This window comes from Verrucosispora sioxanthis (genome assembly GCF_010560025.1).
Classification (GTDB): Bacteria; Actinomycetota; Actinomycetes; order Mycobacteriales; family Micromonosporaceae; genus Micromonospora; species Micromonospora palythoicola.
In genome coordinates, this window is record NZ_SAIY01000005.1 from 525,093 (window position 1) to 541,532 (window position 16,440).

General features: G+C 71.5%; 11 protein-coding genes and 1 pseudogene. 4 read left to right on the forward strand and 8 right to left on the reverse strand.

Annotated features, from left to right (window positions below; translation table 11 throughout):
• Positions 1-161: 161 nt before the first annotated feature.
• Complete coding sequence (gene uvrC / locus ENC19_RS18085; RefSeq protein ID WP_164448293.1) at positions 162-2,144, reverse strand: excinuclease ABC subunit UvrC; 1,983 nt, start codon at positions 2,142-2,144, stop codon at positions 162-164.
• A gap of 179 nt (positions 2,145-2,323) precedes the next feature.
• Between uvrC and ENC19_RS18090 the strand changes: the two genes are divergently transcribed.
• A complete protein-coding gene (locus tag ENC19_RS18090; RefSeq protein ID WP_164448294.1) occupies positions 2,324-5,581 on the forward strand; it encodes a penicillin acylase family protein in 3,258 nt (1,085 codons plus the stop codon).
• Positions 5,582-5,637: 56 nt separating this feature from the next.
• Here ENC19_RS18090 and ENC19_RS18095 read toward each other — a convergent pair whose 3' ends face one another.
• The 3 genes and pseudogenes from ENC19_RS18095 to rsgA all read right to left on the reverse strand — a co-directional run bounded on the left by ENC19_RS18095 (position 5,638) and on the right by rsgA (position 10,517).
• Positions 5,638-6,108 carry a Rieske (2Fe-2S) protein gene (locus tag ENC19_RS18095; RefSeq protein ID WP_164448295.1) on the reverse strand — a complete coding sequence of 157 codons (471 nt, stop codon included), beginning with the start codon at positions 6,106-6,108 and terminating at the stop codon, positions 5,638-5,640.
• Positions 6,109-6,270: 162 nt separating this feature from the next.
• Entirely contained in the window at positions 6,271-9,213 is a 2,943-nt protein-coding gene (uvrA, locus tag ENC19_RS18100) for an excinuclease ABC subunit UvrA (RefSeq protein WP_164448296.1), read from the reverse strand.
• A gap of 262 nt (positions 9,214-9,475) precedes the next feature.
• A pseudogene (gene rsgA / locus ENC19_RS31875) lies at positions 9,476-10,517 on the reverse strand (ribosome small subunit-dependent GTPase A).
• A gap of 212 nt (positions 10,518-10,729) precedes the next feature.
• Here rsgA and ENC19_RS18110 point away from each other — a divergent pair.
• Entirely contained in the window at positions 10,730-11,446 is a 717-nt protein-coding gene (locus tag ENC19_RS18110; protein WP_164448297.1) for a maleylpyruvate isomerase family mycothiol-dependent enzyme, read from the forward strand.
• A 6-nt stretch (positions 11,447-11,452) separates the two neighbouring features.
• Positions 11,453-12,106: an MBL fold metallo-hydrolase gene (locus ENC19_RS18115; RefSeq protein ID WP_164448298.1), complete on the forward strand. Its 654-nt coding sequence runs from the start codon at positions 11,453-11,455 to the stop codon at positions 12,104-12,106.
• Between the two features lie 12 nt (positions 12,107-12,118).
• Here ENC19_RS18115 and ENC19_RS18120 read toward each other — a convergent pair whose 3' ends face one another.
• Positions 12,119-12,442: a nuclear transport factor 2 family protein gene (locus ENC19_RS18120; protein WP_164448299.1), complete on the reverse strand. Its 324-nt coding sequence runs from the start codon at positions 12,440-12,442 to the stop codon at positions 12,119-12,121.
• Positions 12,443-12,577: 135 nt separating this feature from the next.
• Positions 12,578-13,186, reverse strand: a complete 609-nt coding sequence (locus ENC19_RS18125) for a DedA family protein (RefSeq protein ID WP_164448300.1) — start codon at positions 13,184-13,186, stop codon at positions 12,578-12,580.
• Between the two features lie 235 nt (positions 13,187-13,421).
• Here ENC19_RS18125 and ENC19_RS18130 point away from each other — a divergent pair, with 235 nt between their 5' ends.
• The gene (locus ENC19_RS18130) at positions 13,422-13,625 is read left to right on the forward strand and encodes a cold-shock protein (RefSeq protein WP_164448301.1); all 204 of its coding nucleotides are present in this window, start codon (positions 13,422-13,424) and stop codon (positions 13,623-13,625) included.
• Between the two features lie 78 nt (positions 13,626-13,703).
• On the opposite strand, the gene ENC19_RS18135 is transcribed toward ENC19_RS18130, so the two are convergent.
• Positions 13,704-14,600, reverse strand: coding sequence for a hypothetical protein (locus ENC19_RS18135; protein ID WP_164448302.1), 897 nt, complete (start codon positions 14,598-14,600; stop codon positions 13,704-13,706).
• A 163-nt stretch (positions 14,601-14,763) separates the two neighbouring features.
• Positions 14,764-16,440, reverse strand: coding sequence for a CocE/NonD family hydrolase (locus ENC19_RS18140; protein ID WP_164448303.1), 1,677 nt, complete (start codon positions 16,438-16,440; stop codon positions 14,764-14,766).

The window sequence follows — 16,440 nt, forward strand, 5'->3', positions numbered from 1 at the left end:
GTTGAGGTGGGGACGCTGTCGAGCTGACCCGTCCACGCTATCGCCGTGGGCGATCCGTTCGTGCTCTCAGCTCGACAGGGGCGACACCCCACACCGGCACCCCGGCCACCGCGGTGCCCGGCCGTCCGACCGCCGGGGGTGCAGCACCGCTGCGACGGCGGTCAGGTGGTGGACTGCTTCTGCTCGCCGCCGGCACCGAGCGCGGCCAGGATCGCCTCGGCGGTGCGCCGGCCGACACCGGGCACCTCGGTGATCTCCTCCACGGTGGCGGCCGAGAGGCGTTTCAGCGAGCCGAAGTGACGCAGCAGCGCCTTGCGGCGTACCTCGCCCAGCCCGGGGACGTTGTCCAACGCCGAGGTGGTCATCCGCTTGGAGCGGCGCTGCCGGTGGAAGGTGATGGCGAAGCGGTGCGCCTCGTCGCGTACCCGTTGCAGCAGGTAGAGCCCCTCGGAGGCGCGCGGCAGGATGACCGGGAAGTCGTCGTCGGGCAGCCAGACCTCCTCCAGCCGCTTGGCCAGCCCGCACAGCGCCACGTCGTCGACGCCCAACTCGGCGAGGGCCTGCGCGGCGGCGGCGACCTGCGGCGCTCCGCCGTCGACCACCACCAACTGCGGCGGGTACGCGAACCGGCGCGGCCGGCCGGTGGTCGGGTCGACAAGGGCACCGATCCGCGGTTCGTCGCCGCCGTCGGTCGCGTCCAGCTCAGCGGGCAGGGCATCGGCTTCGACACCGGCCTCGCCCGTCTCGGCGCGGGCGTCGAGGTAGCGGGCGAAGCGGCGGCGCAGCACCTCGGACATCGCCGAGAGGTCGTCGGTGGCGCCCCGGATGATGAAGCGGCGGTATTCGCTCTTGCGGGGCAGCCCGTCCTCAAAGACGACCATGCTCGCCACCACGTCGGTGCCCTGGATCTGCGAGATGTCGAAGCACTCGATGCGCAGCGGCGCGGTCCGCAGCCCGAGCGCCTCGGTGATCTCGTCGAGGGCCTTGCTCCGGGTGGTGAGGTCACCGGCCCGCTTGAGCTTGTGCCGGGCCAGGGCGTCCTTCGCGTTGCGCTCGACCGTCTCCATCAGGGCCCGCTTGTCACCGCGCTGCGGCACCCGCAGGGTCACCCGGCCGCCGCGGTGGGTGGAGAGCCAGTCGGCGAGGGCGTCGGCGTCGGCGGGCAGCTCGGGCACCAGCAGCTCCCGTGGCACGTCGGCCTCGCCGTGCTCGCCGCCGTAGACCTGAGTGCAGAAGTGGTGCACCAGGTCGCCGGTGGTCAGCTCCTCGGTCTTCTCGACCACCCAACCGCGCTGGCCGCGCACCCGGCCGCCGCGGACGTGGAAGACCTGGACCGCGGCTTCGAGCGGGTCGTCGGCGAAGGCCACCACGTCGGCGTCGGTGCCGTCGCCGAGCACCACGGTCTGCTTCTCCATCGCCCGGCGCAGCGCGGCGACGTCGTCGCGCAGCCGGGCCGCCCGCTCGAACTCCAACTGCTCGCTGGCCTCGGTCATCTCGCGTTCCAGCTTGCGGACCATGGTGTCGGTGCGCCCGGCCATGAAGTCGCAGAAGTCGTCGACGATCTCGCGGTGCCGCTCGGCGGAGACGCTGCCGACGCAGGGGGCCGAGCACTTGCCGATGTAGCCCAGCAGGCAGGGACGGCCGACCTGACCGGCCCGCTTGAACACCCCGGCGGAGCAGGTGCGGGCCGGGAAGACGCGCAGCAGCAGGTCGAGCGTCTCGCGGATGGCCCAGGCGTGCGAGTACGGCCCGAAGTAGCGAACCCCCTTGCGTTTGGCCCCGCGCATCACCTGGAGCCGTGGGTATTCCTCGTCGAGGGTCACCGCCAGGTAGGGGTAGGACTTGTCGTCGCGGTACCGGACGTTGAACCTCGGGTCGTACTGCTTGATCCAGAGGTATTCGAGCTGGAGCGCCTCGACCTCGGTGCCGACGGTGACCCAGTCCACCGCCTCGGCGGTGGTGACCATCTGCTGGGTGCGCTGGTGCAGGCCCCACAGGTCGGCGAAGTAGGAGTTGAGCCGGCTGCGCAGATTCTTCGCCTTGCCCACGTAGATGACCCGGCCGGTGCCGTCGTAGAAGCGGTAGACCCCCGGTGCCTCGGGAATCGTGCCCGGCGCGGGACGGTAGGTCGACGGATCAGCCACACTCCGAGACTAGTCGCCGCCCCCGACAGTCCGAATCATCCCCGGATGACCGTTACCGTGCCGACCGACGCGCCTCGATCGATATCTTCCAATCTCGGGCACGGCGGCCTACCATCCAGTAACCGAATGTTCTTCATGTAATGATCCCGTCCGATGGCCCCCGTCCACAGAGGATCGCCATGACCGGTCACACTCCCGCCCGTCGGCTGCTCGCCGGTGCCGCGACCGCCACCGCCGTCGCCGCCCTCCTCGTCGCCACCCCGACCACCGCCGCCCCGACCACCGCCGCCGCGACCACCGCTTCCGTCGACAGCACGGTGAGCACCCTGACGGCGAACGCCGCCAACGACTACTGCCTCGGTGAATGCTCGGAGATCCTGCCGCCCGGCCAGAACGGCAACGCCACCCTCGTCGAGATCCTCGGCAACCAGGCCTTCGGCACCCTGCCCCGGCACTCTGCCGACCAGCTCGGCAGGTACGCCGACCTCGTCTACGGCTACGCCGGGCTGCGCGAGGACCAGATCGACACCTTCTTCCACGACGCCTCCTTCGGCGTCGCGCCCAGCCAGGTGGAACGCGACTACTCGCCCCGCTCGGACGTGCGCATCCTGCGGGACCGGGCCACCGGTGTCCCGCACATCACCGGCACCACCCGCGCCGGCACCATGTTCGGCGCCGGCTACGCCGGGGCTGAGGACCGGCTGTTCACCATGGACCTGCTGCGGCACGTCGGGCGGGGCACCCTGACCCCGTTCGCGGGCGGGGCACCCGGAAACCGGGCGCTGGAGCAGAGCGTCTGGCGCACCTCCCCGTACACCGAGGCCGACCTGACCGCGCAGGTCGCCGCGCTGCGCCGCAAGGGTGAGCGCGGTGAGCAGCTCTACACCGACGTGCAGGAATACATCGCCGGGATCAACGCCTACATCCGTACCTGCATGGCCAACCGCAACTGCCCCGGCGAGTACGTGCTCACCGGGCACCTCGACGCGATCACCAACGCCGGTGGGCCCGAACCGTTCGTGCTGACCGACCTGGTCGCCATCGCCGGCGTCGTCGGTGGCCTGTTCGGTGGCGGGGGCGGCACGGAGATGCAGTCCGCGCTGGTCCGCATCGCCGCCCGGGCCAAGTTCGGCCCGGTCGAGGGCGACCGGGTGTGGCAGGGCTTCCGGGGACAGAACGACCCGGAGACCGTGCTGACCCTGCACGACGGGCAGAGCTTCCCGTACGGCGACGCCTCCCCCGACGCGCCGAGCGTGGTGCTGCCGGACGCTGCTTCGGCCCGGGTCGAGCCGGTCGTCACCGACCCGACCGGCTCCGCCACCACCACCGGCTCGAACAGCGCCTCGGAGCTGGCCGCCGCGCTGTCCGGGCTGACCATCGACCCGGCGCACCGGGGCATGTCCAACGCGGCGGTGATCTCCGCCGCGCACTCCACCAGCGGGCATCCGGTGGCGGTCTTCGGGCCGCAGACCGGCTACTTCTCACCCCAACTGCTGATGGTCCAGGAGTTGCAGGGGCCGGGCATCAGCGCCCGAGGCGCCGCCTTCGCCGGGTTGAACCTGTACGTCCTGCTCGGCCGGGGCCAGGACTACGCCTGGAGCGCCACCTCCTCCGTGCACGACATCACCGACACGTACGCGGTGCCGCTCTGCGTACCCGGCGGTGGCACGCCGACGCTGGGCAGCGACCACTACCTGTTCCGAGGGCAGTGCCTGGCGATGGAGGAGCTGTCCCACGTCAACCGGTGGAGCCCGACCGTCGCCGACGGCACCGCCGCCGGGTCGTACAAGCTCGTCGCCTGGCGTACGAAGCTCGGCCTGGTGGCGTGGCGGGGCACCGTCGGCGGGGTGCCGCACGCCTTCACGAAGCTGCGCGCCACCTACGGGCGGGAGGCCGACTCCGCGATCGGCTTCCAGATGTACAACGACCCGACCCAGATGGGCTCCGCGGCGGCGTTCTTCACCTCGGCGAACAACGTCGAGTACGCGTTCAACTGGTTCTACGTCAACTCCACCGAGTCGGCGTACTTCAACTCCGGACTCAACCCGCTACGGGCGTCCGGCAGCAATCCGAGCCTGCCGATGAAGGCCGAGCGGGCGTACGAGTGGCAGGACTTCGACCCGGAGACCGGGACCGCCCGGTACGCGCCGGCGTCGGCCCACCCGCAGTCGGCGAACCAGGACTACTACGTCAGCTGGAACAACAAGCAGGCCAAGGACTTCGGTGCCGCCGACGGCAACTTCAGCTTCGGCGCTGTGCACCGCGGTGACCTGCTGGACAAGCCGGTGAAGGCCGCACTCGCGGCGGGTCGCACCTTCGACCGGGCCTCGCTCACCGAGCTGGTGCAGCGGGCCGGGCTCACCGACCTGCGCGGCGCCGAGGTGCTCGGCGAGCTGCTCCGGGTACTGGAGAGCCAACCGGTCACCGACGCCGCCCTGGCCACCGAGATCGCCCGGCTGAAGGCGTGGCGGCAGGCCGGCGCGCTACGCGTGGAGACGGCCAGGGGCAGCAGGGTCTACCAGCACGCCGAGGCGATCCGGACCCTCGACGCCTGGTGGCCGCTGCTGGTCCGGGGCATGTTCCGGGCCCCGCTCGGCGCGGAGCTGTACCAGTCCCTGGTCAACACCCTTCAGGTCAACGAGTCACCCTCCGGCCACCAACAGGGCGACGTGTCGAACCTGCCGTCGTCGGCGAACAGCGCCCAGACGCACAAGGGCTCGGCCTTCCAGTACGGGTGGTGGGGTTGGGTCGACAAGGACCTGCGGGCCGTCCTGGGTGACCCGGTGGCCGGCGGGCCGGGGCGTACCTTCTGCGGCGACGGCGACCTCGCGGCCTGCCGGCAGATCCTGCTCGACACCCTGCGCACGGCGGCGACCACGCCGGCCACGCAGACCTATCCGGGTGACGAGACCTGCGCCGCCGGCGACCAGTGGTGCGCCGACGCCATCGTCCAGTCGCCGCTGGGCGGCATCAAGCACGCCACCATCGCCTGGCAGAACCGTCCCACCTACCAGCAGGTGGTCTCGTTTCCCGCCCGGCGCGGCGACGACCTGACGAACCTGGCCGCCGGCCGCCCGGTCGCCGCCTCCAGCAGTCAGCTGTTCAACGGTGCCGGCCGTGCCGTGGACGGCGACCTGGGCACCCGGTGGGCCAGTTCGTGGTCGGACAACCAGTGGCTGCGGGTGGACCTCGGATCGGTCCGGCAGGTCGGTCGGGTGGCCCTGGCCTGGGAGGCCGCCTACGCCCGGTCGTACCGGGTGGAGGTCTCCACCGACGGTGCCACCTGGCGGTCGGCCTGGTCGACCAGCACCGGCGACGGCGGGACCGACGTGGTCAGTTTCGCTCCCCAGCAGGCCCGGTACGTGCGGATGTACGGGCTGACCCGGGGCACCTCCTACGGCTTCTCACTGTGGGAGATGTCGGTATACGCCCAGTGAGGTCGACGGTCGCGGCCGGGACGACACCGTCCCGGCCGCGACCGCCTTCGATTGGCTCAGGCCAGCGCGATCTGGTCGCCGTCGACCTTGATGTTCTTGGCCGGGAGCGGGGTGGTGGCCGGACCGGCCTTGACGGAGCCGTCCTCGATGGAGAACTTGCTGCCGTGGCAGGTGCAGTTGATGGTGCCACCGTCGACGTTCGACACCGGGCAGCCCTGGTGGGTGCAGACCGGGTCGAACCCCTTGAACTCCCCGGCGGTGGGTTGGGTGATCACCACGCCCTGGGCGGCGTAGACCGCACCGCCGCCGACCGGGATGTCGGTCGTGCGGGCCAGTGACTGGGCACCCTCACGGTCCCCGCCGCCGGCGTCACCGGTGTTGGTGATCTGCGGCCCCGGGCTCGGTGCGCCGTCGTCGTCCGCACCGCCGCAGGCGGCCAGCACCGCCGCGCCGACCGCCCCCGCCCCCGCGAGCAGGGCTCGGCGGGTACGCACGTCAGGCCCGGCCGGCACCTGCTCCTCGCTCATGCCAGTGCTCCGTTGCGCTCGCCCATGCCTCGCCCTCCGTCGGTGACTCCGGTGCATGATCTGTGGCCACTCTCCCCTACACGCACCACTCTGCCCGGCGGTTCACCCGATCGGCCACCCGGGCGCGCCAGGCCGTCAGGCGCCCGCCGACCCCGTGGTGGATCAGCGCGCGGCGGTGGCGGCCTTGCGGCCGCCACGAGCTCGGCCACCGTTGGCCTTCGCCGCCCGGGCGGTGGCCGCCACGGCGCCCTTCGCCGCGCCGTCGAGCTTGAGGACGGTACGCAGGAACTGCCCGGTGTGGCTCTCGGCGACCTCGGCGACCTCCTCCGGGCTGCCGGTGGCGAGCACGGTGCCGCCCCGGTGGCCGCCCTCGGGACCCATGTCGATGAGCCAGTCCGCGCTCTTGATCACGTCCAGGTTGTGCTCGATCGTGATGACCGTGTTGCCCTTGTCGACCAGACCCTCCAGCACCAGCAGCAGCTTGCGGATGTCCTCGAAGTGCAGACCGGTGGTCGGCTCGTCGAGCACGTAGACCGTCCGCCCGGTGGAACGCTTCTGCAACTCCGAGGCGAGCTTGACCCGCTGCGCCTCGCCACCGGAGAGGGTCGGCGCGGGCTGCCCCAGCCGTACGTAGCCCAACCCCACGTCGACGAGCGTCTTGAGGTGCCGGTGGATGGCCGGGATGGCGGAGAAGAACTCGGCCGCCTCCTCGATCGGCATCTCCAGCACGTCGGAGACGGTCTTGCCCTTGTAGTGCACCTCCAGGGTCTCCCGGTTGTACCGGGCGCCCTTGCAGACCTCGCACGGCACGTACACGTCGGGCAGGAAGTTCATCTCGATCTTGATGGTGCCGTCGCCGGAGCACGCCTCGCAGCGACCGCCCTTGACGTTGAAGGAGAACCGCCCGGGCCCGTACCCACGGACCTTGGCCTCGGTGGTCTCGGCGAACAGCTTGCGCACGTGGTCCCAGACGCCGGTGTAGGTGGCCGGGTTGGAGCGCGGGGTGCGGCCGATCGGCGACTGGTCGACGCCGACGACCTTGTCGACGTTGTCCAGGCCGGAGACCCGGGTGTGCCGGCCCGGCACCAGCCGGGCGCCGTTGATCTGGTTGGCGAGCACCGCGTACAGGATGTCGTTGACCAGGGTCGACTTGCCCGAGCCGCTGACCCCGGTGACGGCGATCAGCTGGCCGAGCGGGAAGCTCACCGTCAGGTTGCGCAGATTGTGCTCGCGGGCCCCGTGCACCACCAGCTCCCGCCCGGGGGTCTGCGGGCGGCGGCCCTGGGGCGTCGGGATCTCCCGCCGGCCGGACAGGTACGCCCCGGTCAGTGACTCGGCATTCTCCAGCAGCGCCGGCACCGAGCCGCTGTGCACGATCCGACCGCCGTGCTCGCCCGCGCCGGGACCGATGTCCACGATCCAGTCGGCGGTGCGGATGGTGTCCTCGTCGTGTTCGACCACGATCAGCGTGTTGCCCAGGCCGCGCAGCCGAACCAGCGTCTCGATCAGCCGGTGATTGTCCCGCTGGTGCAGGCCGATCGACGGCTCGTCGAGCACGTAGAGCACCCCGACCAGGCCGGAACCGATCTGGGTGGCCAACCGGATGCGCTGCGCCTCACCGCCGGAGAGGGTGCCGGCCGGGCGGTCCAGGGAGAGGTAGTCCAGCCCGACGTCGAGCAGGAAGCGCAGCCGGGCGTTGATCTCCTTGAGCACCCGCTCGGCGATCAGCTTCTGCCGGTCGGTCAGCTCGATGCCGGCCAGCAGGTCGGCGCACTCGCCGACCGACAGGTTGCACACCTCGGCGATGCTGCGCCCGGCCAGGGTGACCGCGAGCACCTCGGGCTTGAGCCGGGCCCCGCCGCAGGCCGCGCAGGGCACGTCGCGCATGTAGCCCTCGTACTTCTCCCGCGACCACTCGCTCTCGGTGTCGGAGTGCCGGCGCTCGATCCACTGCACCACGCCCTCGAAGCCGGTGTAGTACGAGCGCTCCCGGCCGTACTTGTTGCGGTAGCGCACGTGCACCTGGTCGTCGGAGCCGTGCAGGATCGTCTTCTGCGCCCGCGACGGCAACGCCCGCCACGGCGTGTCGACGTCGAAGTGCTCGGCCTCGCCGAGCGCCTCCAGCAGCCGCAGGAAGTATTCCAGGTTGTGCCCGGTCGCCCAGGGCTGGATCGCCCCCTCGCGCAGGCTGCGCTCCGGGTCGGGGACGACCAGCTCCGGGTCGACCTCCTTCTTCGTGCCGAGGCCGGTGCACTCCGGGCAGGCGCCGTAGGGCGCGTTGAAGGAGAAGACCCGGGGTTCCAGGTCCTCGATCGCCAGGGGGTGGTCGTTGGGGCAGGCCAGGTGCTCGGAGTAGCGCCGCTCCCGGTCGGGGTCGTCCTCGGCCAGGTCGACGAAGTCGAGCAGGACCAGACCGCCGGAGAGGCCCAGCGCCGCCTCGACCGAGTCGGTCAGCCGCTGCTTGGCGCTGGACTTGACGCTGAGCCGGTCGATCACCACCTCGATGGTGTGCTTCTCCTGCTTCTTCAGCTTCGGCGGGTCGGTGAGCTGGTGCACGACCCCGTCGACCCGGGCCCGGGCGTACCCCTTGGCCTGGAGTTCGGCGAACAGGTCGACGTACTCCCCCTTGCGGCCCCGCACCACCGGAGCGAGCACCATGAAGCGGGTGCCCTCGGCCATCGCGAGGACCCGGTCGACGATCTGCTGCGGGCTCTGCCGGGAGATCCGTTCGCCGCAGACCGGGCAGTGCGGTTCGCCGACCCGGGCGAAGAGCAGCCGCAGGTAGTCGTAGACCTCGGTGATCGTGCCGACGGTGGAGCGGGGGTTGCGCGAGGTGGACTTCTGGTCGATGGAGACGGCCGGGCTCAGGCCCTCGATGAAGTCGACGTCCGGCTTGTCCATCTGGCCGAGGAACTGCCGGGCGTACGACGACAGCGACTCGACGTACCGGCGCTGCCCCTCGGCGAAGATCGTGTCGAAGGCCAGGCTCGACTTGCCCGACCCGGACAGCCCGGTGAACACGATGAGGGCGTCCCGGGGCAGGTCGAGGCTGACGTCACGCAGGTTGTGCTCGCGTGCGCCACGGATGATCAAACGGTCGGCCACGGTCCGTGTACTCCCGGGTGAGAACGTAGAGGAAGATCTGTCCGCTTTTGCGGTGAACCCAGCGGTTGTGTCAGCGCGGAGAGTGCGCCCCGGCAACTGTAGACCCGCCCTCCGACAACTTCCCTCACCCCGACATCCCACGCCGTCCCTCCGGCCCGCCGACCATGCGGTTCCGGCAGGTCCCGAAAGTGGTCAAAAGACCTCGTACCGACAGCCGACACCGCATGATCGCGGGCCGGAAGGAGCCACGAGGGGTCGCTGCTCAGCGGGGGTGGGGGGTGCGGCGGGTGGTGCGGGACACGCGGGTGGGGCGGCTGGCACGGCGACGGGTCTCGTGGTTGATCTCCCGTTGCAGCCGGCGCTAGTTCTCGTAGCGGCGGGCGGTCAGCGCACCGTCGTCGAGTGCGGCACGCACCGCGCAGCCGGGTTCGGCCTCGTGCCCGCAGTCGCCGTACCGGCAGTCGGCGGCCAGGTCGGCGATGTCGGCGAAGGCCCGGTCGAGCCCGGCCGCGCCGTCAGGCGGGCCGACGGCCCGAACCCCGGGCGTGTCCACCACGGCACCCCCGCCCGGCAGCGGCACCAACGCCCGCCAGGTGGTGGTGTGCCGGCCCTTGCCGTCCACCCGACGGATCGCCTGGGTGGGCATCACCACCGCCGAGGCGAGCGCGTTGACCAGGCTCGACTTGCCGGCACCGGAGGGACCGAGCAGCCCGAGGGTGCGGCCCGGACCGACTTCGGCGCGCAAGCGCCGGCCCGGTGCCGCGCTCGGCACTGACCGGCAGCACCGGCACACCGGGCGCGAGGGCCGCGAGTTGACGCGCCACCGCCGCCGGGGCGGCCGCCAGGTCGGTCTTGGTCAACACCATCAGTGGCCGGGCACCGGACTCGTGGACCAGCGAGAGCAGCCGCTCGATACGGGCGGCGTCCGGTGCCGGGTGCACCGGCTCCACCACGGCCACCACGTCCAGGTTGGCCGCCAGCAGTTGACCACCGGCGTCCTTACCGGCGGTGCGCCGGATCAACGCGGTACGGCGGGGCAGCACCGCCTGCACCGTCGTCCGCCCGTCCGGCCAGGCGCACAACAGCACCCAGTCGCCCACGCCGGGCAGCCGGGTGGCGTCGCCGACGGCGGCGGCCAGCAGGGCCCCACCGGTCGAGGCGCGCACCGGCCCGTCCTCGGTGAGCACGGTGCAGACGCCCCGGTCGACGCGGGCCACCCGGCCGGGACGGTTGTCGGTACGGATGCGTCGCAGATGTGCCGCCCGGTCGGTGTCCCAGCCCAGGGCGGTCAGCGAGATGGTCATGGCTCCTCGTTCAGTGTCGGTGCGGGTGATACACGGGTGCGGTGACCGGCATGACCACCACCTCCTCCGCTCCGGCGCCGCGCACGAACCTGGTCGACCCCCGCCGGTCGTCCGGCCGAGGAGTCGCTGGCACAGACGGTAGGTCGGGCCGCGCCACGCCGGAAGTGAATTCCCCGGCGACGCGGTGGGCGCGGGCCACTAGGGTCAGCAGCGTGACCCTGGACCCGCTGCTGCTGACCGGCGACGTCGACGACGCCACGGCGCGTCTGCTGCGGACGGCGGCCACCTTCGACGCCGCCGACCTCGCGGCCCCGTCCCTGCTTCCGGGATGGAGTCGAGGACACGTGCTCACCCACGTCTGTCGCAATGCCGACGGCTTCGTCAACCTGCTCACCTCGGCGCGAACCGGAGCGCCGATCCCGATGTACGCCAGCGCCGCGGCCCGGACCGCCGACATCGAGGCGGGTGCCGCGCGTGCGTCGGAGGAGCACCTGGACGACCTGCGACGCAGCGCGGACCGGTTCGCCGAGGCCGTCGCCGCGATGCCGGTGTCGGCGTGGGGTGCCAACGTGGAGACCCTGCACGGCTCGCGGCCGGCGGCCCTGCTCGTCTGGGGCCGGCTGCGGGAGCTGGAGATCCACCACGTCGACCTGGCCGCCGGCTACCGGCACACGGACTGGGCACCGGACTTCGGTCACCGACTGCTGCACGAGGTGACCAGCGGCTTCGCCGACCGCAGCGACGTACCGGCGATGGTGCTGCGCTTCGACGGCAGCGGCCACGAACTGGTGCTCGGCGATCGGGTGCAGGCACCGGTCGTCGCGGGTTCGGCCGCCGAACTCGCCGCGTGGCTGACCGGTCGCGACCCCGGCACGACCCTGACCGTCACCCCCGACGGACAGCTGCCCCGCCCACCCGAATGGATCTAGGAAGCCATGACCTACAGCGGAGAAGTCACCCCCGGCGGTCCGCCGGCGGTACGCGAACTCGACCGGCTGACCATCACCAAGGTGTCGGTCGGTCCGATGGACAACAACGCGTACCTGCTGCGCTGCGGCAGCACCGGTGAGCAGGTGCTGATCGACGCCGCCAACGAGGCGCCCCGCCTGCTGGAGCTGATCGGCGACGCAGGCCTCGCCGCGGTGGTGACCACCCATCAGCACATGGACCACTGGGTCGGTCTGGAGGAGGTCGTGGCCAAGACCGGCGCCCGTGCGTTGGTGCACACCGACGACGCGGAGGGGCTGCCGATCGAGGCGCAGACCCTCACCGACGGCGACGAGGTGCCGGTCGGCGACTGTGCCCTGGAGGTCATCCACGTCCGGGGCCACACCCCGGGCTCGGTGGCGTTGCTCTACCGCGACCCCGCCGGCGTGCCGCACCTGTTCACCGGCGACAGCCTCTTCCCCGGTGGGGTCGGCAACACCGACCGGGATCCGCAGCGGTTCGCCGCGCTGATCGACGATGTCGAGCACAAGCTGTTCGACCGGCTGCCCGACGAGACCTGGTTCTACCCCGGGCACGGCCGGGACTCGACGCTCGGCGCGGAACGCCCCCACCTGGCCGAGTGGCGCGCCCGTGGCTGGTGACCGCCGCGCAGGTCAGGGCGCGATGCGCAGGCGCCGGATCTGGTTGTCGTCGTAGTCCTCGAAGCGGTACCGCAGGCCGGCGAAGGGACTGCCGGGGAAGTCGCCGGTGATGGTGGCGGTCACCACCGTCCCCTCCGGCGTCTGCGCCACGTCGGTGATCTCGTACGACACCAGCGGCACCTCCTGCCGCCAGGCCCGGATCTCGGCGATGCCCGCGTAGGTCCTGCCCTCGTCCTCGACCACGGCGTCGGGGGCGAAGAGCGCGAAGTAGGCGTCGCTGTCGGCCTCGCCGGCGAGCGCGAAGTAGCGACGGATGAGTGGCGGTGCGGCGCTCATGGCGGAACTCCTCACGGAAGCGCGTCGTGCAGCTCTGCGGACCTGCACGATCCTGCCGCACGGGTGCGACGACCACCCCCGGTTCGATCAGTTCCAGGACCGCCTGGCGGCGTTGACCGGCCCTGACCAGCGGGGTCAGCGGGTGACGGTGCGCAACCGTCGCCGGGTGCCGAGCAACACCAGGGCCGCCAGCAGCAGTCCGCCGGCCATGGTCACCAGCAGTGGACTCGCGCCGGCGGGCAGCAGCCCGGCCAGTGTCCGCGACGCGGTACCCACCGCCAGGTAGAGGCCGGTCCAGCCGGTGGCACCGAGCGCCGCGAACCCGAGGAACCGCCGGTACGACATGTGCAGCCCGCCCGCGGCCAGCGGCAGCAGCGCGTTGAACACCGGCAGGAAGGGCGCGATCAGCACCAGTCGACCGCCGTCGCGGCGCAGGATGCCCTCCGCCGCCGCCCACCGCGTCTCGCCGACCCATCCGCCGAAGCGGCTGTGCCGCAACCGGTCGCCCCACAACCGACCGACGAGGAAGCTCAGCGACCAGCCGGTGAGGCAACCGGTGACCACGGCGACGAAGGTCGCCAGCCCGGTGGTGGGGGTGCCGACGGCCACGGCGGCGAGCACCGCCACGTCACCGGGCACCAGGACCCCGAACAGCGGCACCGCGTCGAAGAGCATGACCACCCCGAGCACTGCCATCAGCACCACCACGGGAAGCTCTCCGACCTGGGCCAACTGGTCCACCATGTCCCGTACGCTAGGGCCTGTCCGCCACTGCGGACATCCGGTTTCCTCCCCTATCTCGCGACGGAGCCCCTGAGGGTGAACCCCGACCGCGCCCGTCGGTCGGCGCCATCCGCCGCATCACCTGAGGCGCTTCGCCCGGCAAATCCGCTATTCACCGGTTACTGTCGGGAAGGTACTGGGCGATCACCGGCACGGAAGCCGACGGTCGCCCGCATGGAACAGGGAGAGAGTACGCATGGCAACCGGCACCGTGAAGTGGTTCAACTCCGAAAAGGGCTTCGGCTTCATCGAGCAGGACGGCGGAGGGCCCGACGTCTTCGTCCACTACTCGGCCATCCAGTCCAGCGGTTACCGAGAGCTGGGTGAGGGCCAGAAGGTCGAGTTCGACGTGACCCAGGGGCAGAAGGGCCCGCAGGCGGACAACGTCCGTCCGCTCTGACTCGTACCGGTCCCGCGGGGCTGATCGCACGGCGGTGAGTGGCGGCCGGTACCGGCCGCCACTCGTCGGGACGTCGCCTCAGGCCGCCAGCCGCCGACTCAACTCACTGACGACCTGTTCCGCCACGGTTGGCGGAATCGCCGCCGCGATCTCCTGCGGGGAGAGACCGGCCAGCACACCGGTGACGATCGCCTGCTCGTCGGTGAAGTCCCGGTTCATCAGTGAGTTCACCGTGCTCTGCAGCGCGGTGAGCTGGGCGCCGATGCTGCGCAGTGTCGGGTGGGAGACCCGGAAGTCGGGGTCCGTGTGGTCCTCGCCCATGGTTGTCCGGGTGTAGGTCTGCCCGATGGGGTTGCGTCCGTCCAGCACGGTGAGGTTGCGGTGGACGGTCCTGAGCCAGTTGTGCTCCTCGGGTGTCATCTCGTTCTCCCCCTCCTCGGGGTTCAGCAGTCCGATGGTGGTCAGGTAGCGGCGGAACAGGGGCCGCTGGTCGCGGTTCGCCTTGATTGAGTCCCGGAAGAAGCTGAAGTGGGTGTGCCACAGGTGGGACCGGTCGCCGGTGCTGCGTCGACCGAGCCGGTCCCAGCGCCGGACCACGTTGCCGTCCGGCGAATAGATGATCTCGCGGATGTCGCGGGTGTCCGGGGCGTTGGCGACGCACTGCGCCACGCACCAGGTCGAGAACGTGAACAGGTCGTGGGTACGGCCACCGGAGTTGAGCCGAAACGTTCCCACGTCCAGGGCGGCGGCGTCGAGGGTCAGTCCGTTGCGGTCGCGGGGTGACTCGACCACCGAGTAGTCGTTGGTGACGACCCGGTCCGACCCGCAGTGGTAGCCCCCTCGGTGGTTGGCGTCGCCGACGATGCCGACCTCGTTGGGTTCGAGGTCGGCGTCGCGGCTGCGGTTGGGATCGCGGTTGAGATGCTCAAGCAGCAGACGACGAACGGCGAGAAGATTTGCCGGTGCCCGCGTCATGGATCCCCCTTCGTTTACTCGTCGGGGACCAGGCACGACAGTGACACCGCGTACGCGGTGGAGAGGCTCACCGGCGGGCCCGGCCAATCGGGTGCACGGCGCCGGGCGTATCACCACGATAGCTCGCTCTTTTGGTATATGCCCAGCTCAGGGTCGCCCTGATTCAGCTTGGAGAAGCCTGGGAGGCAGAGTGGACGACCGGTAGGACCACTGCGGACGGATGATCCGGGTCGTGCATGATCTCCCGGAATCCACGACGGAGTGTGACAGCCGCGCCGAGAGGTTCGCCGGTGCCGGGGTTGCGCGCGTAGCGGGGATGAGCCCCGCCGGAGACCTGGAGCCGCAGTCGGTGCCCGGGGGCGAAGCGGTGGGCGGTCGGCCACATCTCGACCGGCACCACGACCGCGCCGGTGCCGTCGGCGGGAAACCGCTGCGGATCGAGCCGGACCAACCCGTCGCAGACGTTCCACGAACGCCCCCGGGCGTCCACGTCGCACAGCCGGACGAAAACGTCCAGGTACGTCAGCTCACTGCGCAGATGGATCTCGGCGCGTACCGGCCCGACCACCTCGATCGCGGCGGTCAACGGCTCGCTGGTCCAGGTCAACACGTCGGGCCGGGCCTCGACCGGACGGTTGTCGAACGGTCCGGCCCGCTGGGCCACCAGCAGTGGGCCGCCGAGCGACGGCGTCGGGTCGGCCGGGTCGTACCAGAATCCGTCCGGCGGCGACGGCACCGGGTCCGCGGGGCTGAGAGCCGCCGCCGGATGCAGGTACCACCGGACGACGTCCGCGGGTGGCGGCCAGTCGGGCAGATCGCGCCAGCCGCCGCCCGCGCCGCCGACGTGCAGACGCACGGCCGCGTCGGCCGGGTGAGCGGCCTCGCCGGCCCCCTCGTCGGACAGATGTGTGTCGAGCCAGCGCAGACCCTCGCGCAGAGCGGCGACGAACAGTCCCGGGCTGCCGTGGGTCCACGGACCGACCACCAGGCGCGGTCGGGCGCCGGTGGCCCGCAGCGCGGTGTAGTCGCGCAGCTGGGCCGGCAGGAAGATGTCGTGCCAGCCGCTGACCATCGCCACCGGCGCGCCGACCAGGTGCAGTCGGTCGTCGAAGACCCGGCTGCGCCAGTAGTCGGCCTGCGGGGTGTGGTGCCTCAGCCACTCCTGAAAGAACGGCACGGTGACCCCGGTGGCGACCCGGTCGGCCTCGATCAACGGAAGGTGGGCCAGGGCGGCGGCCAGTCTCGGCTGGCCGCGCTTGAGCTCCCACTGGCGGGCCAGCCACGGCACGGTCTGCGCCTGCAGCAGCTCCGCCCAGGTCAGCACCGTGTCCAGGGCGAACGACTCCCCCGCGTAGGTGGAGTCGCGGGTGGTCGAGGCGGTGGCGACCGCGACCATGGCCCGCAGTTGCGGGCCGGCGTCCGCCGCGAGCGCCCACTGCACGAATCCCTGGTAGCTGGCGCCGAACATGCCGAACGCGCCGGTCCACCACCGCTGCCGGCGCAGCCAGTCGAGCGTGTCCAGGCCGTCGTCGCGTTCGTGCACGAACGGCTGGAACTCACCACCCGAGCCGCCGGTGCCCCGACAGGACTGGATGACCACGTGGAATCCCTGCTCGGCGGCGAGCCGGCAGAGCAGCCGCATCGGCCCGGCCCGACCGTACGGGGTACGGATCAGCACGGTGGGCGCGGCGGGCAGGTCGGGGGCGTAGTGGTCGGTGCGCAGGATCACACCGTCGCGTACCCGCAGGGCGATGTCCCGGGTGACGGTGACCCGTCGGGTCCGCGCCGGTGGCAGTCGCAGGGCGGCGGCGGCGAGTCCGGCCGCCAGACGATCCAGCAC

Coding starts and splice junctions, on each gene's coding strand:
- ENC19_RS18095 (WP_164448295.1), bottom strand. CDS start 6,108: ATGAGCGAGGAGCAGGTGCCGGCCGGGCCTGACGTGCGTACCCGCCGA.
- ENC19_RS18135 (WP_164448302.1), bottom strand. CDS start 14,600: ATGACGCGGGCACCGGCAAATCTTCTCGCCGTTCGTCGTCTGCTGCTT.
- ENC19_RS18120 (WP_164448299.1), bottom strand. CDS start 12,442: ATGAGCGCCGCACCGCCACTCATCCGTCGCTACTTCGCGCTCGCCGGC.
- ENC19_RS18090 (WP_164448294.1), top strand. CDS start 2,324: ATGACCGGTCACACTCCCGCCCGTCGGCTGCTCGCCGGTGCCGCGACC.
- ENC19_RS18130 (WP_164448301.1), top strand. CDS start 13,422: ATGGCAACCGGCACCGTGAAGTGGTTCAACTCCGAAAAGGGCTTCGGC.
- ENC19_RS18125 (WP_164448300.1), bottom strand. CDS start 13,186: ATGGTGGACCAGTTGGCCCAGGTCGGAGAGCTTCCCGTGGTGGTGCTG.
- ENC19_RS18115 (WP_164448298.1), top strand. CDS start 11,453: ATGACCTACAGCGGAGAAGTCACCCCCGGCGGTCCGCCGGCGGTACGC.